This is a genomic window from Psychrobacter sp. G, from assembly GCF_000418305.1.
Taxonomy (GTDB): Bacteria; Pseudomonadota; Gammaproteobacteria; order Pseudomonadales; family Moraxellaceae; genus Psychrobacter; species Psychrobacter cryohalolentis.
In genome coordinates this window covers 2,342,981-2,359,085 of sequence record NC_021661.1, presented here as the reverse complement: position 1 = coordinate 2,359,085, position 16,105 = coordinate 2,342,981, and the positions used below count along the sequence as shown (strand labels likewise).

Genomic DNA, 16,105 nt, shown 5'->3' with positions numbered 1-16,105 from the left:
AACAGCCAAGCATAGGGATTACTCTGTGCTTGATTTTTTTTGCCTACCAATTCTACTTTCTGGTTACAAACTGTCTGGTAAGCTCACACTTATTCACATATTTATACGGCAGTACACTGGTGAGCGTATCAAATTTATTCTTATAATTAGGTAGATATAGATAATTAGATAGATATAAAAATTCACCCTTATATAAATTATCTCAATAAGAAAACAGGATTTCACCATGAGTCACACCAACAATAATAGCTCAGATATCAAAAAAGCCGCTGAGGAATCAGATAGCCACCAGCAGATTGAGAAAAATTTAGAAAATGGCAAGCCAGTTGATGCACCAGAATCATTAACAGAAGAAGAGCAAACTTCTTTTATCAACGATGATTTACGTACAGACAAATAGTTAGCAAAAAATTATTGAACTCCATACTAATAAAGCGAGGGAAATGCCATGTCACATGATAGTCAGTCAGACAATATTCAAAATAACAACATGCACCCAAATAATGAAGAGCCTGTATCCGTCAACGATCCAGCGAAGCTGCATCCAGATAATCCATCGGACAGTTATGAAGGTCGTAAGCACGAACCCGAAATTGATGGACCTCAGCAGGAGTCGCAGGAGACGGATGAGATATACGCTGACCCACGCAAAGAAGAAAATCTGCCTCCAGGTGGAAAAAATGTTGGCGATCTAAACGCCTATGATTTATCGCAAAAAGGCAATGAATAGTTTTTCATCGTCGTGACTATCTCAACTTTTATATAAATGATCATTGTCAGATGTCAGATGTCAGATGTCAGATGTCAGATGATAAAGAAATAACAAGAAAGATAAATTAAAAATAAGGATATTACAATGGAAACGAAAGATCCGGCATTAACCAAAACGCCTATCAACAGTAATGATGGTTATATCGACAATATGCCTGCGCGCACGGTCGACACCAGCGCCGCTCATGATAATACGGAAAAAAACACCGAGACATTTCAAGAAACAGTCATTGGTACCAGATATGCGAGCGATGATATCCAGCATGGTGACCATACACATGAAGACATTCATCATAATAGTCATAACGTGATGTCTACCGATGATAGTATTGAAAATCATACCACTATTAATAAAGGAACAGATACGTTCCAAGAGAGTGTGGTAGGCTCAGAACATGTTAATGATGGCGATAATGCTGCCCGTCAGCCAGATCGCCGCGATCAAGAGGGCAATGCTTTTGATGATGGTATCAATGAACATACCACTATTGATCAAGGGGCTAAAAGCGAAGGCATAAACGATTTAAATCGCTATGCAAATATTGATAATGCTCAAACCCGTGTGTTAAATCCGGATGAAAAAGATTTTTAAAACATTTAGTCAATGCAGATAACTTGAAAAAGGTGCTGCAAGTAATGACATACGATATGTCGCTTGCAACACCTTTTTTGTTTTATTGATAGCATAGTCGATTGAATTTAAAAAGAACACAGTACTGCTGGGATAAACTTTTCAAAGCCTCTGGAGTGCGAAGCGCACAGCAAGCGAGAGAAATTTATCCCAGCATAATGCTATTCTGAGCGTAACTCTTTTATATTTAACTCACTATAGATTTAATAAATTAGAGAGCAATAGGGTCGCCGCTATGAAAACGCAGCTCAGTATCTGGAGTTGATATCAACTCTGCTTCCACTTCTTTAAAGAATGCCACACGATCATCGATATTGTCTTCAGACAATGACTGCGCTAGTGCCAAATAATCCTCAAAATGACGGCTTTCTGATTTTAATAAATAACGATAGTATTTTGCCAAACGCTCATCATTGATAACCTCAGAAAGGGCCGCAAAACGCTCACAAGAACGTGCCTCGATAAATGCACCAATAATCAGCACATCTACCATTGCAGCGGGTTCATAAGTGCGCTTGTGTTTTAGCATCCCTTTGGCATAGCGTCCAGCACTTAGATATTTCCATGCTTGCCCGCGCTCATTCATAATGCCGAGCACTTGCTCATAGTGCAGCATTTCCTCACGTATCAATTGTGCCAATTTACGCTGTAAATCATAAGAGAACTCATAGCGAAAGATGAGATTCATCGCGGTACCGGCGGCCTTTTTTTCACAATTGGCATGGTCTTGAATAATCAGCGGTAAGTTATTAACAGCGGCGTTGACCCAAGCTTGTGAGGTTCGTGCGCCCAAGAAATCGAAAATAGGCGATAAATCTACCTTTAGTGGCGTGCTGAGTTGGGTAATAGAAATGATATCAACGCTATCATTACTACTGTTATCTTCAGAATCTATTACAGATTGACTCCCTACTGTAGTTGAAGACTCAGATTGCAAATTAGAAGTAGTTTTAGGTATGGATGTGATTTCACGGTTTATGGTCATGGTTGGCTTAGACTTTATCGACGAGTGGATGAATAAAATAATGAAAAAAAGTAGATATATACGCGCTATATGTATTTAAACTCTTCAGACTACTTTGATATGATAGATAACCATTACGCATAAATTAATATCGTAATGATTACTTACAGTTTATACTTGTGAGTAACTCAGGAGGCTAGGATAGCAAGATAATCGCTGCTGGCGTATATGGTATATAGATTATCATTTATCTACAGCACAAGCATTTAGTTACTAAATGGGGTTTCCTTGTTTATTGCCTTATTTGGTAGTAGGATAATATTTTGCTTTTAACGTATTTTGTCTTACTATTGCTTGTCAGCTGATAGCAGGTAGTATATCAACTATCAATCGCGTCTCAAAATCTAAGGTTTATAGCCTATCTTTATTTAAAACCTATCTAGATAATACAACGTTAAACACCGCTCAAATAATGACAGCCGAGGTAACGCAGCAGTAAATTTACTTGGCTTGTCGCTTATTTATTACTTTGCAACCCTGCTTTATGCGCCCTTTTGCATGGCTGTGTACATGGACGAGGTATGTTTTAGCAGCCCAGTATCAACAAATCTAACAAACAGATAAGGATAACAGTATGAGCCAGTCTTCTAATGCCAATCGTGTTCAAAAAGGCATTCTTGCCATTGATCAGCAGCTGTTCGATTTTATCGAAAATGAAGTGCTGCCGAAAGTCGGTATTGATTCAGACGGTTACTGGTCAGGTTTCGAAAAGGTCATCAAAGAGTTTACGCCACGTAATAAAGCACTGCTTGCAACGCGTGCTAAGATTCAAGGACAGATTGACCAATGGCACCTGCAACATCCTACCAAAAATGGCAATATTGATTATCCAGCGTACAAAGCATTTTTACAAGAAATTGGCTACCTATTACCAGAAGGCGAAGCGTTCAGTGTCAGCACAGAAAACGTTGATGATGAAATTGCCCGCATTGCAGGACCGCAGCTGGTAGTGCCAGTACGTAATGCTCGCTATGCGTTGAACGCCAATAATGCGCGTTGGGGCAGCTTATATGATGCTTTATATGGCACCAATGTTATCAGTGATGAAAATGGTCAAGAAGCAAAAGGTGGCTACAATCCAACACGTGGCGCAGCCGTCGTCGCTTATGCCAAAAAATTCCTAGATGAAAACTTTGCCTTAGCATCAGGCTCCTATAGCGATGTAACAGGTTTTAGAGTCGTTGATGGTAAGCTTGAAATTGCGCAAGGCGATAGCAGCACGCAACTAAAAGATGCCGGACAGTTTGCAGGTTTCGTAGGCGACGCTGATAGTCCTAGCGCTGTGTTATTAAAGAACAATAACTTGCATGCTGAGATTCAAGTTGATGGCAATCATCCCATTGGCAAAGATGATCCTGCACATATCAAAGACGTGTTATTAGAGTCGGCGCTGACTGCGATTCAAGATTGTGAAGACTCCATCGCTGCTGTTGATGCAGAAGAGAAGGTTGAAGCGTATCGCAATTGGTTTGGCTTGATGAATGGCGATTTGCAAGAAACCTTTGAGAAAGGCGGCAAGACCCGTACGCGTAAACAGAATCCTGATCGCGAATATACTACGCCAGAGGGTGATACGCTGACCTTGCCAGGTCGCTCGCTTTTATTACTGCGTAACGTCGGACATCTCATGCAAAATCCATCGATTTTGGTAGATTTAGGCAATGGTCAAGAAGAAGTTTTCGAAGGTTTAATGGATGGTTTGATTACGCCTTTATTATCATTGAATGATTTAAAAGGTAAAACCGAGCTATCAAACTCACGTAAAGGTTCAATGTATATTGTGAAACCAAAAATGCATGGTCCTGATGAAGTGAAGATGGCGAATGACTTGTTTAACGCCTCAGAAGACCTGCTGGGCTTAGAACGTAATACCATCAAAATCGGTATCATGGATGAAGAACGCCGTATGACGGTCAACTTAAAAGAAGCCATTCGCCAAGCAAAAGAGCGTGTTATTTTCATCAATACCGGCTTCTTAGATCGCACAGGTGATGAGATGCATACCAGTATGAATGCAGGTCCATTTGTCCGCAAAGGCGATATGAAGTCGCAAACGTGGCTGCCTGCTTATGAGCAATGGAACGTCGATATCGGTCTTGAAGTAGGCTTACAAGGTCACGCGCAGATTGGTAAAGGCATGTGGGCAAAACCTGATGAAATGCAAGAGATGATGGACACCAAAATTGCCCATCCACAGGCAGGTGCTAATACGGCGTGGGTGCCATCTCCAACGGGCGCTACCTTGCACAGCATGCACTATCATCAAGTCAATGTTGCTGAGGTTCAAGACAGCCTAAAATCACGTGCGCGCGCTAGCGTAGATGATATCTTAACCATTCCATTGGCAAAAGACACCAATTGGACTGAAGAAGAAAAACAGCAAGAGATTGATAATAATGCTCAAGGTATACTAGGCTATGTCGTACGTTGGGTAAACCAAGGCGTTGGTTGCTCTAAAGTACCTGACATCAATGATGTCGGCTTGATGGAAGATCGTGCGACATTACGTATCTCAAGTCAGCATATTGCTAATTGGTTACACCATAATGTTGTCAGCGAGCAGCAAGTGATGGACGCTATGAAACGTATGGCTAAAATCGTCGATGAGCAAAACGCTGGTGATGCTGATTATCAACCAATGGCGACTGACTTGGACAATTCCTATGCTTTCAAAGCCGCTTGTGATTTGGTGTTTAAAGGTCGCGAGCAGCCAAGTGGTTATACTGAGCCATTATTGCATCAAGCACGTCTAGATCTAAAAGCCAGTGTTGGCTGCTAAAAGTTAAAACAAGACTGAATTTAGCAATAAGCACCCTTTAAGCGAGGTAAGTGACTGCCAATAAAAGAGGTAAGTAACTGTCAAGTTTTCACACTGCTAATTGCCAAAATTTTTAGCGTTTCTGATTTCCTTTGTAATTCTCACCCTTATTCGTTTTAAACGAGTAGGGGTGTTTTTTGTCAAAATTTTCTTTAAGGTAAAACCTTATACAGAGGGTGGGTTTGAAAGTTTTTCCCAACTAAAGCTTCAAAAAAATGTTGCAAATTATGTCAAAGTTGTTATGCTTGTAGCTGAAGTATGAGTTTGGTAACGGATGTTACGCAACAGAGCGATAAAGACCAAAGTTTACATGGCAGTTACTTTTTTAATCCCAGTTATGTAAGTCATGGTTTTTTTCATCTTACGGTAATAGAACTTCGCCACACTTGTTTCTGACTAATCTCGGTAGCCAGTTACACATTATATCTTTGAGGATTTGTGACGATACCATTTGGGCAACGGCTAATAATAGCTCGCTCATTACTAAAATTGTAAAGTGGAGATACCCCCATGAAAAAACTACTTTTAGCTACAGCAATCGCTGCCCTATCTGTATCTGCAGCCAATGCAGCACCAACTGTTTATGGTAAAGCTTTCGTTGCTATGGACTATGTTAATGCTGAATTTGATGGCCCTGCTGGCAACATGTATGATGAAGATACAGTAGAGATCAACTCTCATGCTTCACGTTTAGGCTTTAAAGGTTCTGAAGCTATGACTGCTAATACTGATGTTATCTATCAGTTAGAGTATGGCACAAAGATTGATGGTGATAAAAATGGTTTCACTAACCGTGATACATTCCTTGGTGTAAACAACAAACAATTCGGTGAGTTCCGTGTTGGTAAAAACCAATCAACGCTTGCTCGTATTGATAACGTTGTTGTTAACCAAGGTTACTTTGATAACTTAGGTACTACTCAAAATGAGAATGAAGTTATTGATGCATTAAACATGGCTGATAGTAACCGTATCGCAAGTTCAATCATCTGGACTGCACCTAAGTATAACGGTCTACCATTACAATTATCTGCTATGTATAGCTCTGATGACGTAAATGGTAATGACAATGCTGGCTTTGGCGTAGCAATGTTGTTTGATCAAGGTACTGGCTTTACTGCTGGTGTTGCTTATGACAAAGATCAAAACATCGTCGGTGATATCATCCGTGGTACTGCTACTGTAGATCTAGGCAAGTACATGGCAGCTCCAGTAACTTTGGGTGCGTTATATCAAGTAGCTGATTACGACGCTGGTACTTCTAAAGAGAAAGGTTTGGTTGTAAGTGCTGAGATGCCTTTAGCTAACTTTGCTCGCCCAGCGTCTATCTATACTCAGTATAACAAAACTGACAATTTAAATGGTTTTGATAATGCTGATTCAGATCAAATCGTTGTTGGTGGCAAATACATGTATAAAGACAACATCATTGCTCATGCCTATGCTGGTATGAACAAAGCTGATAATGTTAACTATGCATATAAAGTTACACCAAATGCTACTTCATATACTAATGTACGTGGTGATGCTGAAGTATTCGTAGTTGGTACTGGTCTAGAATACAAATTCTAATCTAACCATTAGAATCTGAATAAAAAACTCATCCTTCGGGGTGAGTTTTTTTGTTATGGCTTTTTTAACGCTGTAGTGAGTTATAATAGACATGTGCTAAAAATGAAGAGTTTCAAATAGTTTGTGCTTTTGCCCTATATTTTTTGACGTATTTTTAGTAAAATCCTTCTTTACCAATTACCGAAAGAGTACTATGACCAAGTTTATATTTGTGACCGGTGGGGTAGTGTCCTCACTAGGAAAAGGTATTACCGCAGCTTCCCTTGCTGCCGTCTTAGAAGCACGTGGCGTAAACGTGACCATGACCAAAATGGATCCGTATATCAACGTTGATCCAGGCACGATGAGCCCGTTTCAGCATGGTGAGGTATTCGTGACTGAAGATGGCGCCGAGACAGATTTGGACTTGGGCTATTATGAGCGTTTTTTACGCCATTCAAAGATGAGCAAAAGTAACAACTTCACCAGTGGTCGCATTTATCAAAATGTCTTAAATAAAGAGCGCCGTGGAGAATATTTAGGCGGTACGGTGCAGGTGATTCCGCATATTACGGATGAGATTAAGAGCAAAATTCTTGCCAGTGGCGAAGGCTATGATGTCGCTATCATCGAGATTGGCGGTACCGTAGGTGACATCGAGTCGTTACCTTTTATGGAAGCAGTACGTCAAATGCAAGTCGAGCTTGGTCGCAATCGTGCCATGCTTATGCATCTGACATTGGTGCCTTATATTGCCAGTGCAGGTGAAACTAAGACTAAACCAACGCAGCATTCAGTCAAAGAGCTGCGTTCTATCGGTTTGCAGCCTGATATCTTGATTTGCCGCTCGGATCATCATATCTCACAAGACAATCGTCGCAAGATTGCACTATTTACCAACGTTGAAGAGCGTGCGGTCATTATGTGTGAAGATGCGCAAAGCATTTATCAGATTCCACGTACCTTACATGAACAAGATCTCGATGATTTAATCTGTGAGCGTTTTGGTCTTGATTTACCAGAAGCAGATTTGAGCGATTGGGATAAGGTTGTCGAAGCGCAGCTGAATCCTGAGTCGACGGTAACAGTAGCCATGGTTGGTAAATATGTTGAATTACCAGATGCCTATAAATCAATCAATGAAGCATTGTTACATGCCGGTATTACTCATAAAGCCGACGTCAAAATTGATTATATCGATGCTGAACGTTTAGAAGACGATGACAGCTTACTAGCGCAACTGCATAATGCTGATGCCATCTTGGTGCCAGGCGGCTTTGGTGAGCGCGGTACGATGGGTAAGATCAAAGCCATTACCTATGCTCGCGAAAACAACGTACCTTATTTAGGTATCTGTTTAGGTATGCAGCTTGCAGTGATTGAATATGCGCGTAACGTGCTACATATCGATGCCAACTCTTCTGAATTTGATCGTAAAACAGCTGAGCCTATTATTGGCTTGATTACAGAGTGGTTAGATGAGCGCGGCGAATTGCAGATTCGTAGTGATGATTCAGACCTTGGTGGTACGATGCGTTTAGGCGCGCAGCAAGCTGAGCTGGTCGCTGGTAGTAAGCTTGCACAAATCTACGGTGCTACCAATATAACTGAGCGTCATCGCCATCGCTATGAGATGAATAACCGCTATATCGAGCCATTAGAGCAAGCAGGAATGACGGTATCAGGTTATTCTGCTAAGCAGCACCTAGTTGAGTCAGTTGAACTTGCTGATCATCCATGGTTTGTTGCGGTACAGTTCCATCCAGAATTTACCAGCTCGCCACGCGGTGGTCATCCATTGTTCAATAGCTTTGTAAAAGCGGCGAAGAATTATAGTGAAGCGAAATAATCGTTAAGTTATAAGTGCTTTTGATATAAAAAGACTGATCTTCGGATTGGTCTTTTTTTTGGCTGATTTTTTGGCAGTGGTTTGCATGCTGATTTTTCTAATGGTTTACGGCTAATTACGCTTATAGCCTTTTTTTAATTGACCTATCGGTTACAATAAGAGATAACAATAAAGAGGATACCTACTCGATGGAAAACCTACTAACCGCGCAGTCGCATATTCAGCTTAATACACCTGATAATAAAAACATCAGTATCGGTAATGATCAGCCATTTGTCTTATTCGGTGGCATGAATGTTTTAGAGTCTAAAGAGATGGCATTTGAGATCGCTGAACAGTATGTCGATATTTGTCAGCGTTTGGGTATCGGCTATGTGTTTAAAGCCAGTTTTGATAAGGCCAATCGCTCAAGTCTGACCTCGTATCGTGGTCCGGGGCTAGAGAAAGGTATCGATTGGCTTGGGCAAATCAAAGAAAAATTTCAAGTACCGATTATTACGGATGTCCACGAACCTTATCAAGCGGCACCAGTCGCTGAAGTAGCTGATATTATCCAGCTGCCTGCGTTTTTATCCCGTCAGACGGATTTAGTACATGCGATGGCGAAGACGGATGCGATTATTAATATTAAAAAAGCGCAGTTTTTAGCCCCACATGAGATGCGTCATATCGTCAATAAGTGTCTTGAGGGCGGCAATGACAAGCTGATACTGTGTGAGCGCGGTAGTGCCTTTGGTTATAATAACCTAGTGGTTGATATGCTGGGTTTTGATACTATGAAGCAGATGGAGATACCAGTGTTCTTTGATGTGACGCATAGTTTGCAGCAGCCAGGCGGCCGTAGTGATAGTGCAGGTGGTCGCCGTGAGCAGATCACCACGCTGGCACGTGCTGGCATGGCAACAGGGATTGCAGGATTGTTTTTAGAGGCGCATCCAAATCCAGAAGTGGCAAAATGTGATGGTCCGTGTGCGCTACGTATGAGCCAATTAGAGCCGTTCTTACGCCAGCTTAAACAGCTTGATGACTTGGTTAAAGGCTTTGAGACCTTGGATACTCATTAATATCATAAGTAATGTGAGGATAAGACAGTGGCAATTAAAGTGGCACAAGTAAGCATTGAAAACATCAATGATTCAGAAGGTTTAGATAGCGTCATGACCGCTTTGAAGAATATAACGGGCGTCACCGCTATTGAGTTAGATGCTAACAGTCATATGGCGTTAGTGCGTTATGATGATACCAAAACCAGTATCCATGCCTTTACCGCTGCGATTAGTATGGTCGATTATGTCACTCAACCATTTCCTATCGATGCCCCGCAAAATCCACGTTATCATGATTAGATTTATAAAAGTATAACCAAACTGACTTGTGGTCAACGCCAATAGCTCTTATGCTGGTCTTGGCTATTTTAATAAAGTCTTATACCATTAAAGTATACAAACCATTTATTCACAGATAAAAATAAGGAGCCTCTCATGGCAAACCAAACCCGTATCATTAAAATTGACGGCATGACTTGTGGTGGCTGTGTGGCAAGTGTCCATAACGCCACCGCTGATATCGATGGTTTAGATGACATCAGTATCGAGCTTGCAGACAATCAAGCGACAGTCACCTTTGATGATAGCAAAACCAGTGCAGAGACGATTGCTGCTGCTATTGATGACGCAGGCTTTGATGCCACTGTTACCAACGCTTAATTTTATGCTTTGTTATAAACAAACCAGCTATTGTGGCTGGTTTTTTAATGGTTAAAAACTATGGCTATCGGAGTAGTGTTCTCAGCTCTCTTATTTCTGCAATATGTCCTTTTAATCTAAAATAATTGGTCGGCTGAAATAGTTGAATTGGCGCTAATCATGACCATTTAATATATAGGTTGATACACTAAGATGACTACTATTTAAATGCTCTGAAAAACAATAAGATATTAATCTTTAGAATGTACTGCTTGTTTGATTTGGATTTTTATTCCTCCACTGATAGATTTTTATAGCTCATACAAATTTATAAACGCCATAACGAGTTTTATTTATGAATGATTCTACCCGTACCAATACCCATAATTCTTATGATGTGGAGACTGATGTTCAGTCTAATACCCCGCTTACGCCGCAGCGTGCGCACTTGCAGCTGGCGATAGAGGGTATGACGTGTCAGGCCTGTGCATCACGGATTGAAAAGGTTTTGAATAAAAAGCCATCAGTCTATGAGGTCAGCGTGAACTTCGCAGGCGAGACCGCCAATGTGGATTATGATCCGACACAGACGACGGCAGAGCAGGTGACGGAATGGGTCAACAAAACGGGTTTTGTCGCCAATTTACAGGCGGCTGATAGCTTGTTTGCTCAAAAAGATGAGGATGCAAGCACTAAGTATCCATGGCGTTTGATTGGACTATGGGTCTGTTTGGTGCCGTTTTTAATTGGTATGGCAGGTATGCTTTTTGGTCAGATTATGGAGTGGATGCCGCCGATTTGGATGCAATTCATATTAGCGACCATTGTACAGTTTGGATTTGCTTTACCATTTTATAAAAGTGCTTGGGCGTCTATTAGAGGCGGTCTTGCCAATATGGACGTATTGGTCGTTATCGGTACGGTAACCATTTGGGCGTATTCAACGTATCTGTGGCTGACCCATGGTGATGGTAGCTTAAATAGTCTGTTGCAAAGTGGGCATACTGGTGGTCATGGTGCGAGTGGCAGTCCTGCAGTGTATTTTGAAGCAGGCGTGATGGTCATTGCTTTTGTGCGCACCGGTAAATATCTTGAAGAGCGCACTAAAAAGCACAGTCTGAATAGTATTGATTTACTATTATCGCTGACACCAGACGAAGTTGAGCAACAGCAGCCAAATGGTGAGTTTAAAAATATCGCTCTCAAAGAGGTACAAGTGGGTGATATCTTGCGTGCTAAGCAAGGCAGCCGCGTTGCAACCGATGGGACGGTCATCGATGGTGCTGGCTGGTGTGTCGAAAGTCATTTAACCGGTGAGTCAGTACCGCTTAAGAAAGAAGTAGGCGATGGATTATTAGCGGGTGCCTTGGTTGAAAACGGTAGCTTGTTATATCGCGTCAATGCCAAGGGTAGCGATACAAAGCTTGGTGATATGGTACAAGCATTAAGCGATGCCCAAGGCTCAAAAGCCAATTTGGCACGCCTTGCTGATAGAGTCACTGCGGTCTTTGTGCCCGTTGTGGTAGTGATTGCACTGGTTACCTTTGGTGTGACGTGGTGGCTGACCGGTATGCTCGATACCGCTTTGATGCACGCGGTATCTGTATTGGTCATTGCTTGTCCGTGTGCGCTTGGTTTGGCGACACCAGCCGCAATCATGGCAGGTATGGGCGTGGCTGCGCGTCACGGTGTTTGGTTTAAAGATGCGCAAAGCCTAGAAGCGGCAGGCAATATCGACACGGTGGTACTTGATAAGACGGGTACTTTGACCATTGGCAAACCGACCATCGTCGATGAAGTTATGGTCGATAAATCAATAGCGGTTGATGATGTACTACAGATTGCCGCAAGTATTGAAGTACATGCCAGTCATCCGCTTGCAACTGCTTTGGTCAATGCAGCGACAGCACGTGGTTTATCCTTATTCGATGTGTCTGATATCAGCGTTATCAAAGGCGCAGGTATACAGGCAAATATTGAAAGCTTAGGTGTGGTAAAGGTTGGCACAGCAGAGTTTGCCAATCTTGTATTGCCTAAATTGATGCCAAAGGTATGGCAAATTGCCAGTACTGTTGCGATTAGTATTAACGATGAAGCACTAGGCGCATTTGCTTTAGCGGATGACTTAAAATCAGATACGCCGCAGGCGATTACTGCACTACAAGATGCGGGTATTAATGTTATTTTGATGAGCGGTGATAAACAATCCGTCGTCGATCACGTTGCCGGACAGCTTGGTATCGAAAAAGCGTATGGCAAGATGAGTCCACGTGACAAGGCCAGCCAAATTGCTCTACTGCAAACAGCGGGTCATAAAGTCGCTATGGCAGGAGATGGGGTCAATGATGCACCAGCGATGGCAACTGCCGATGCCAGCTTTGCCATGTTTGAAGGCACGGATGTCGCCCAACATAGTGCCTCTGCGCGCTTGATGGGTGAGTCGCTGATGCATATCGACGCAGCGCAAAAAATTGCGAATGCCACGCTGCGTAATATCAAACAAAATCTGTTTTTTGCCTTTATCTATAATTGCCTTGGTATTCCGCTCGCTGCTTTTGGATTTTTGAATCCTATGATTGCCGCTGCTGCTATGGCACTTAGCTCTATCTCAGTACTGATGAATGCCCTACGCTTAACCCGTTTTAAGACCAAGGTTGAACTGAATAATACTGTATCAGACTCCCACACTAAAGCAGATCGTCTAACAAAAGCGTAAGAGTTATATGACGTTTGATATCATAGGTACTGAGATAAATTGATAGTGGCTCATTTGACTATTGATTGGCGATTTTATGACCGTCCGTTGCTTTAAGATAAGGGAAGTTTGGCAAAATTTATGCTATGATACCAAGCACTATAGTTAATGGTTAAGGGATGAAATAAACCTTTGATTACGTTTAAAATGAGCCGATTGTATTAATCACTAAAGCTTTTTTTGCGCATTACTATACGATATTCTGCTTTATCTTTTTTGTATTCTAGTTGCCGTTATTTATCTCATAAACTTGGCATGACCAAAGGAATTAACAGACATTATGTACGCTGAAGAAACCAACAACGTCACCGCAATTAAAGACATTCGCGCTCGTGAGATTTTAGACTCGCGTGGTAACCCAACGATTGAAGCTGATGTGATTTTAGCTGATGGCACTATTGGCCGTGCTGCTGCTCCAAGCGGCGCATCGACTGGCTCACGTGAGGCGCTTGAGCTACGTGATGGCGATCAAAGCCGCTATATGGGTAAAGGTGTCAAAAAGGCAGTAGCTAACGTCAATAGCCAAATCCGCAGTGCTTTGATGGACAAAGATGTTACTGCTCAGCAAGCCATTGATGATGCAATGATTGCGCTAGACGGTACAGAAAACAAAGACAATCTCGGTGCCAATGCCATACTTGCAGTTTCACTTGCGGTTGCTAAAGCCGCTGCTAAGTCACAGAGTCTGCCATTACATCAGTATATCGCTGATCTGCGCAACCAGACGTCGCTTACGATGCCTGTACCGATGATGAATATCATTAATGGTGGCGAGCACGCGGACAATACCGTCGATATTCAAGAGTTTATGATTGAGCCCGTTGGTTTTAGCAGCTTCTCAGAAGCATTACGTGCTGGTACCGAAATCTTTCATAGCTTAAAGTCTGTTTTAAAGTCGCAAGGCTTGAATACTGCTGTTGGCGATGAAGGCGGCTTTGCGCCAAATCTTCGCAGCAATGAAGAAGCTATTACAGTTATCATGCAAGCCATTGAGCAAGTAGGCTACACAGCTGGTAAAGATATTCACTTAGCTTTAGATTGTGCTGCTACTGAGTTCTATAAAGATGGTAAATACGTCTTGGCAGGCGAGGGCAACAAATCCTTTGATAGCCAAGGGTTCTCAGATTATTTAGTGGGTCTTGCGCGTCAATATCCTATTATCTCTATCGAAGATGGTCTTGATGAGTCAGATTGGGATGGCTGGAAATACCTAACTGAGCAAATCGGTGATAAGGTACAGTTGGTCGGTGATGATTTGTTTGTAACCAACCCTGCTATCTTGCAAGAAGGGATTGATAAGAAAATTGCCAATGCGATTTTGATTAAGTTTAACCAAATCGGCACCTTGTCAGAAACGCTAGATGCGATTTATCTGGCGAAGAAAAACGGTTATGCGACGGTTATTTCGCATCGTTCAGGCGAAACGGAAGACAGCACCATTGCTGATTTAGCGGTAGGTACTGCGGCTGGTCAAATCAAAACTGGCTCACTATGTCGCTCAGATCGCGTTGCAAAGTATAACCAATTGCTTCGTATCGAGCAGCAAGTACGTGCAAGCTATCGTGGTCGCGAAGAATTCATTGGTCTACGTGGTTAATCAGCCAAAACTGTCGCTTACGCTGGGCGATATATAAATATATCGCTCAGCAAGTTTATATTCTCTTTATATCGTTTGGCGTTATTATATTATGAAATACTTTAGCCAATTTATACTACTTGCGTTAGCCGTTGCCGTGCTGTCAGGACTGCAATATCAGTATTGGCTGGGTGAAAATGGTCGCGTCGAGCACAATAAGCTTCTGACTGAAGTGGATGAGCAGCAGCGCTTAAATGACAACCAAGTCTCAGCAAATAACTTACTGCGTACCGATGTCAATGATCTAAAGACTGGTCTCGAAGCGGTAGAGGAGCATGCTCGTTTGGATTTGGGTTTGATTAAGCCAAATGAGACTTTTGTACAAGTATCAACCGCGCCTACTACTCATAGTCGTTATTGATTTTGACGTAAAGTCGGTATTGATTCTAAAGTCGTTGCAATGAGCTATTATTGATAATAATAGTTTTTTTCTATTTTTATACCTCTTAATTCCCATTTTTCTCTTATCCTATTTTCATGGAATCAACCCATGAGTACTGCATTATGAATACCACTCCTAATATCCATGCCATGATCGTTGCTGCTGGACGCGGTAGTCGCTTTGGCGCGTCTATTGCTAAACAATATACCTTACTGCAAGGTCAAACCTTATTACAGCACAGTGTGGCACGTCTGGCTGAGAGTAATTATATTGATCAATGTCTATTGGTTGTGGCTCAAGAGGATAGCACTGCCCAGACACTGAGCTTTGCGCTTCCTATATATTATGCTATTGGCGGTACTGAACGTTGGCAATCGGTGCAGGCAGGAGTCGAGGCAATGATTAATGCGGGCGCAGATGAGTCGGATTTGGTTGTGATCCATGATGCAGCTCGTCCTGCCGTACCAAGTCATGATATTGATGCCGTCATTCAAGCAGCGATGCTAGAGCCTTATGGTGCTATTTTAGCGACACCGGTTGCTGATACCCTAAAACAGTCTTACATAGCATCTAACACACTATCAACGCCAGCATATGAAGCTCCACTATATCTTCAGCAACTGAATACTCAGCCGGAGCTTGCTAATAGTCAGAGTGGTTATGACACGCTTCATACTTATGCTCAAAAAACCATTGATCGCAGCCATATGTGGCAGGCACAAACACCGCAAGTATTTAGGCTTGGACAATTGCAACAAGTCTTGAACTATGTCACTGAGCATAATCTGGCTATTACTGACGAAGCCAGTGCTTTTGAGCATTTAGAACTGCCAATTCGATTGGTAACAGGCAGCCGTCAAAACATCAAACTGACTTATCCTGATGATATTATTTTACTGACAGCCATTCTCAAGGCTCAATTTGCCCCTAGCTCATAAAATTCTTATCACACTCTGATTTCTGTATTTTTTAATTTTATATAGATTTTTTATTCTGTCATAAA

Annotated in this window: 14 protein-coding genes; 13 read left to right on the top strand and 1 reads right to left on the bottom strand. The window is 42.1% G+C overall.

Annotation, left to right across the window (positions count from 1 at the left end):
* Positions 1 to 226 precede the first annotated feature (226 nt).
* The 3 genes from PSYCG_RS13455 (at position 227) to PSYCG_RS09835 (ending at position 1,363) form a co-directional block, all read left to right on the top strand.
* A complete protein-coding gene (locus PSYCG_RS13455; RefSeq protein WP_020444063.1) occupies positions 227 to 400 on the top strand; it encodes a hypothetical protein in 174 nt (57 codons plus the stop codon).
* A gap of 48 nt (positions 401 to 448) precedes the next feature.
* Positions 449 to 730 (top strand): hypothetical protein, encoded by a 282-nt coding sequence (locus PSYCG_RS09840; RefSeq protein ID WP_020444062.1) that lies wholly within the window; start codon positions 449 to 451, stop codon positions 728 to 730.
* Positions 731 to 856: 126 nt separating this feature from the next.
* On the top strand, positions 857 to 1,363 hold the full coding sequence (locus tag PSYCG_RS09835; RefSeq protein WP_020444061.1) for a hypothetical protein: 507 nt from the start codon (positions 857 to 859) through the stop codon (positions 1,361 to 1,363).
* Positions 1,364 to 1,613: 250 nt separating this feature from the next.
* Here the strand turns inward: PSYCG_RS09835 and PSYCG_RS09830 are convergent, their stop codons facing one another.
* Entirely contained in the window at positions 1,614 to 2,387 is a 774-nt protein-coding gene (locus PSYCG_RS09830; RefSeq protein WP_020444060.1) for a tRNA-(ms[2]io[6]A)-hydroxylase, read from the bottom strand.
* A 613-nt stretch (positions 2,388 to 3,000) separates the two neighbouring features.
* Here PSYCG_RS09830 and PSYCG_RS09825 point away from each other — a divergent pair.
* The 10 genes from PSYCG_RS09825 to PSYCG_RS09775 all read left to right on the top strand — a co-directional run bounded on the left by PSYCG_RS09825 (position 3,001) and on the right by PSYCG_RS09775 (position 16,040).
* Entirely contained in the window at positions 3,001 to 5,205 is a 2,205-nt protein-coding gene (locus PSYCG_RS09825; RefSeq protein WP_020444059.1) for a malate synthase G, read from the top strand.
* A gap of 549 nt (positions 5,206 to 5,754) precedes the next feature.
* Positions 5,755 to 6,816 (top strand): porin, encoded by a 1,062-nt coding sequence (locus PSYCG_RS09815; RefSeq protein WP_020444057.1) that lies wholly within the window; start codon positions 5,755 to 5,757, stop codon positions 6,814 to 6,816.
* A gap of 193 nt (positions 6,817 to 7,009) precedes the next feature.
* The gene (locus PSYCG_RS09810; protein ID WP_020444056.1) at positions 7,010 to 8,644 is read left to right on the top strand and encodes a CTP synthase; all 1,635 of its coding nucleotides are present in this window, start codon (positions 7,010 to 7,012) and stop codon (positions 8,642 to 8,644) included.
* A gap of 188 nt (positions 8,645 to 8,832) precedes the next feature.
* Positions 8,833 to 9,708, top strand: coding sequence for a 3-deoxy-8-phosphooctulonate synthase (kdsA, locus tag PSYCG_RS09805; RefSeq protein WP_011514194.1), 876 nt, complete (start codon positions 8,833 to 8,835; stop codon positions 9,706 to 9,708).
* A 27-nt stretch (positions 9,709 to 9,735) separates the two neighbouring features.
* Positions 9,736 to 9,990 (top strand): hypothetical protein, encoded by a 255-nt coding sequence (locus PSYCG_RS09800; RefSeq protein ID WP_011514193.1) that lies wholly within the window; start codon positions 9,736 to 9,738, stop codon positions 9,988 to 9,990.
* Positions 9,991 to 10,125: 135 nt separating this feature from the next.
* Positions 10,126 to 10,350, top strand: coding sequence for a heavy-metal-associated domain-containing protein (locus tag PSYCG_RS09795; protein WP_020444055.1), 225 nt, complete (start codon positions 10,126 to 10,128; stop codon positions 10,348 to 10,350).
* Between the two features lie 334 nt (positions 10,351 to 10,684).
* The gene (locus PSYCG_RS09790) at positions 10,685 to 13,045 is read left to right on the top strand and encodes a heavy metal translocating P-type ATPase (protein ID WP_020444054.1); all 2,361 of its coding nucleotides are present in this window, start codon (positions 10,685 to 10,687) and stop codon (positions 13,043 to 13,045) included.
* 319 nt (positions 13,046 to 13,364) lie between these two features.
* On the top strand, positions 13,365 to 14,681 hold the full coding sequence (eno, locus tag PSYCG_RS09785; protein WP_011514190.1) for a phosphopyruvate hydratase: 1,317 nt from the start codon (positions 13,365 to 13,367) through the stop codon (positions 14,679 to 14,681).
* 91 nt (positions 14,682 to 14,772) lie between these two features.
* Complete coding sequence (locus PSYCG_RS09780; RefSeq protein ID WP_020444053.1) at positions 14,773 to 15,081, top strand: FtsB family cell division protein; 309 nt, start codon at positions 14,773 to 14,775, stop codon at positions 15,079 to 15,081.
* A 116-nt stretch (positions 15,082 to 15,197) separates the two neighbouring features.
* Positions 15,198 to 16,040, top strand: a complete 843-nt coding sequence (locus PSYCG_RS09775) for a 2-C-methyl-D-erythritol 4-phosphate cytidylyltransferase (RefSeq protein WP_041772301.1) — start codon at positions 15,198 to 15,200, stop codon at positions 16,038 to 16,040.
* Positions 16,041 to 16,105: the final 65 nt, after the last annotated feature.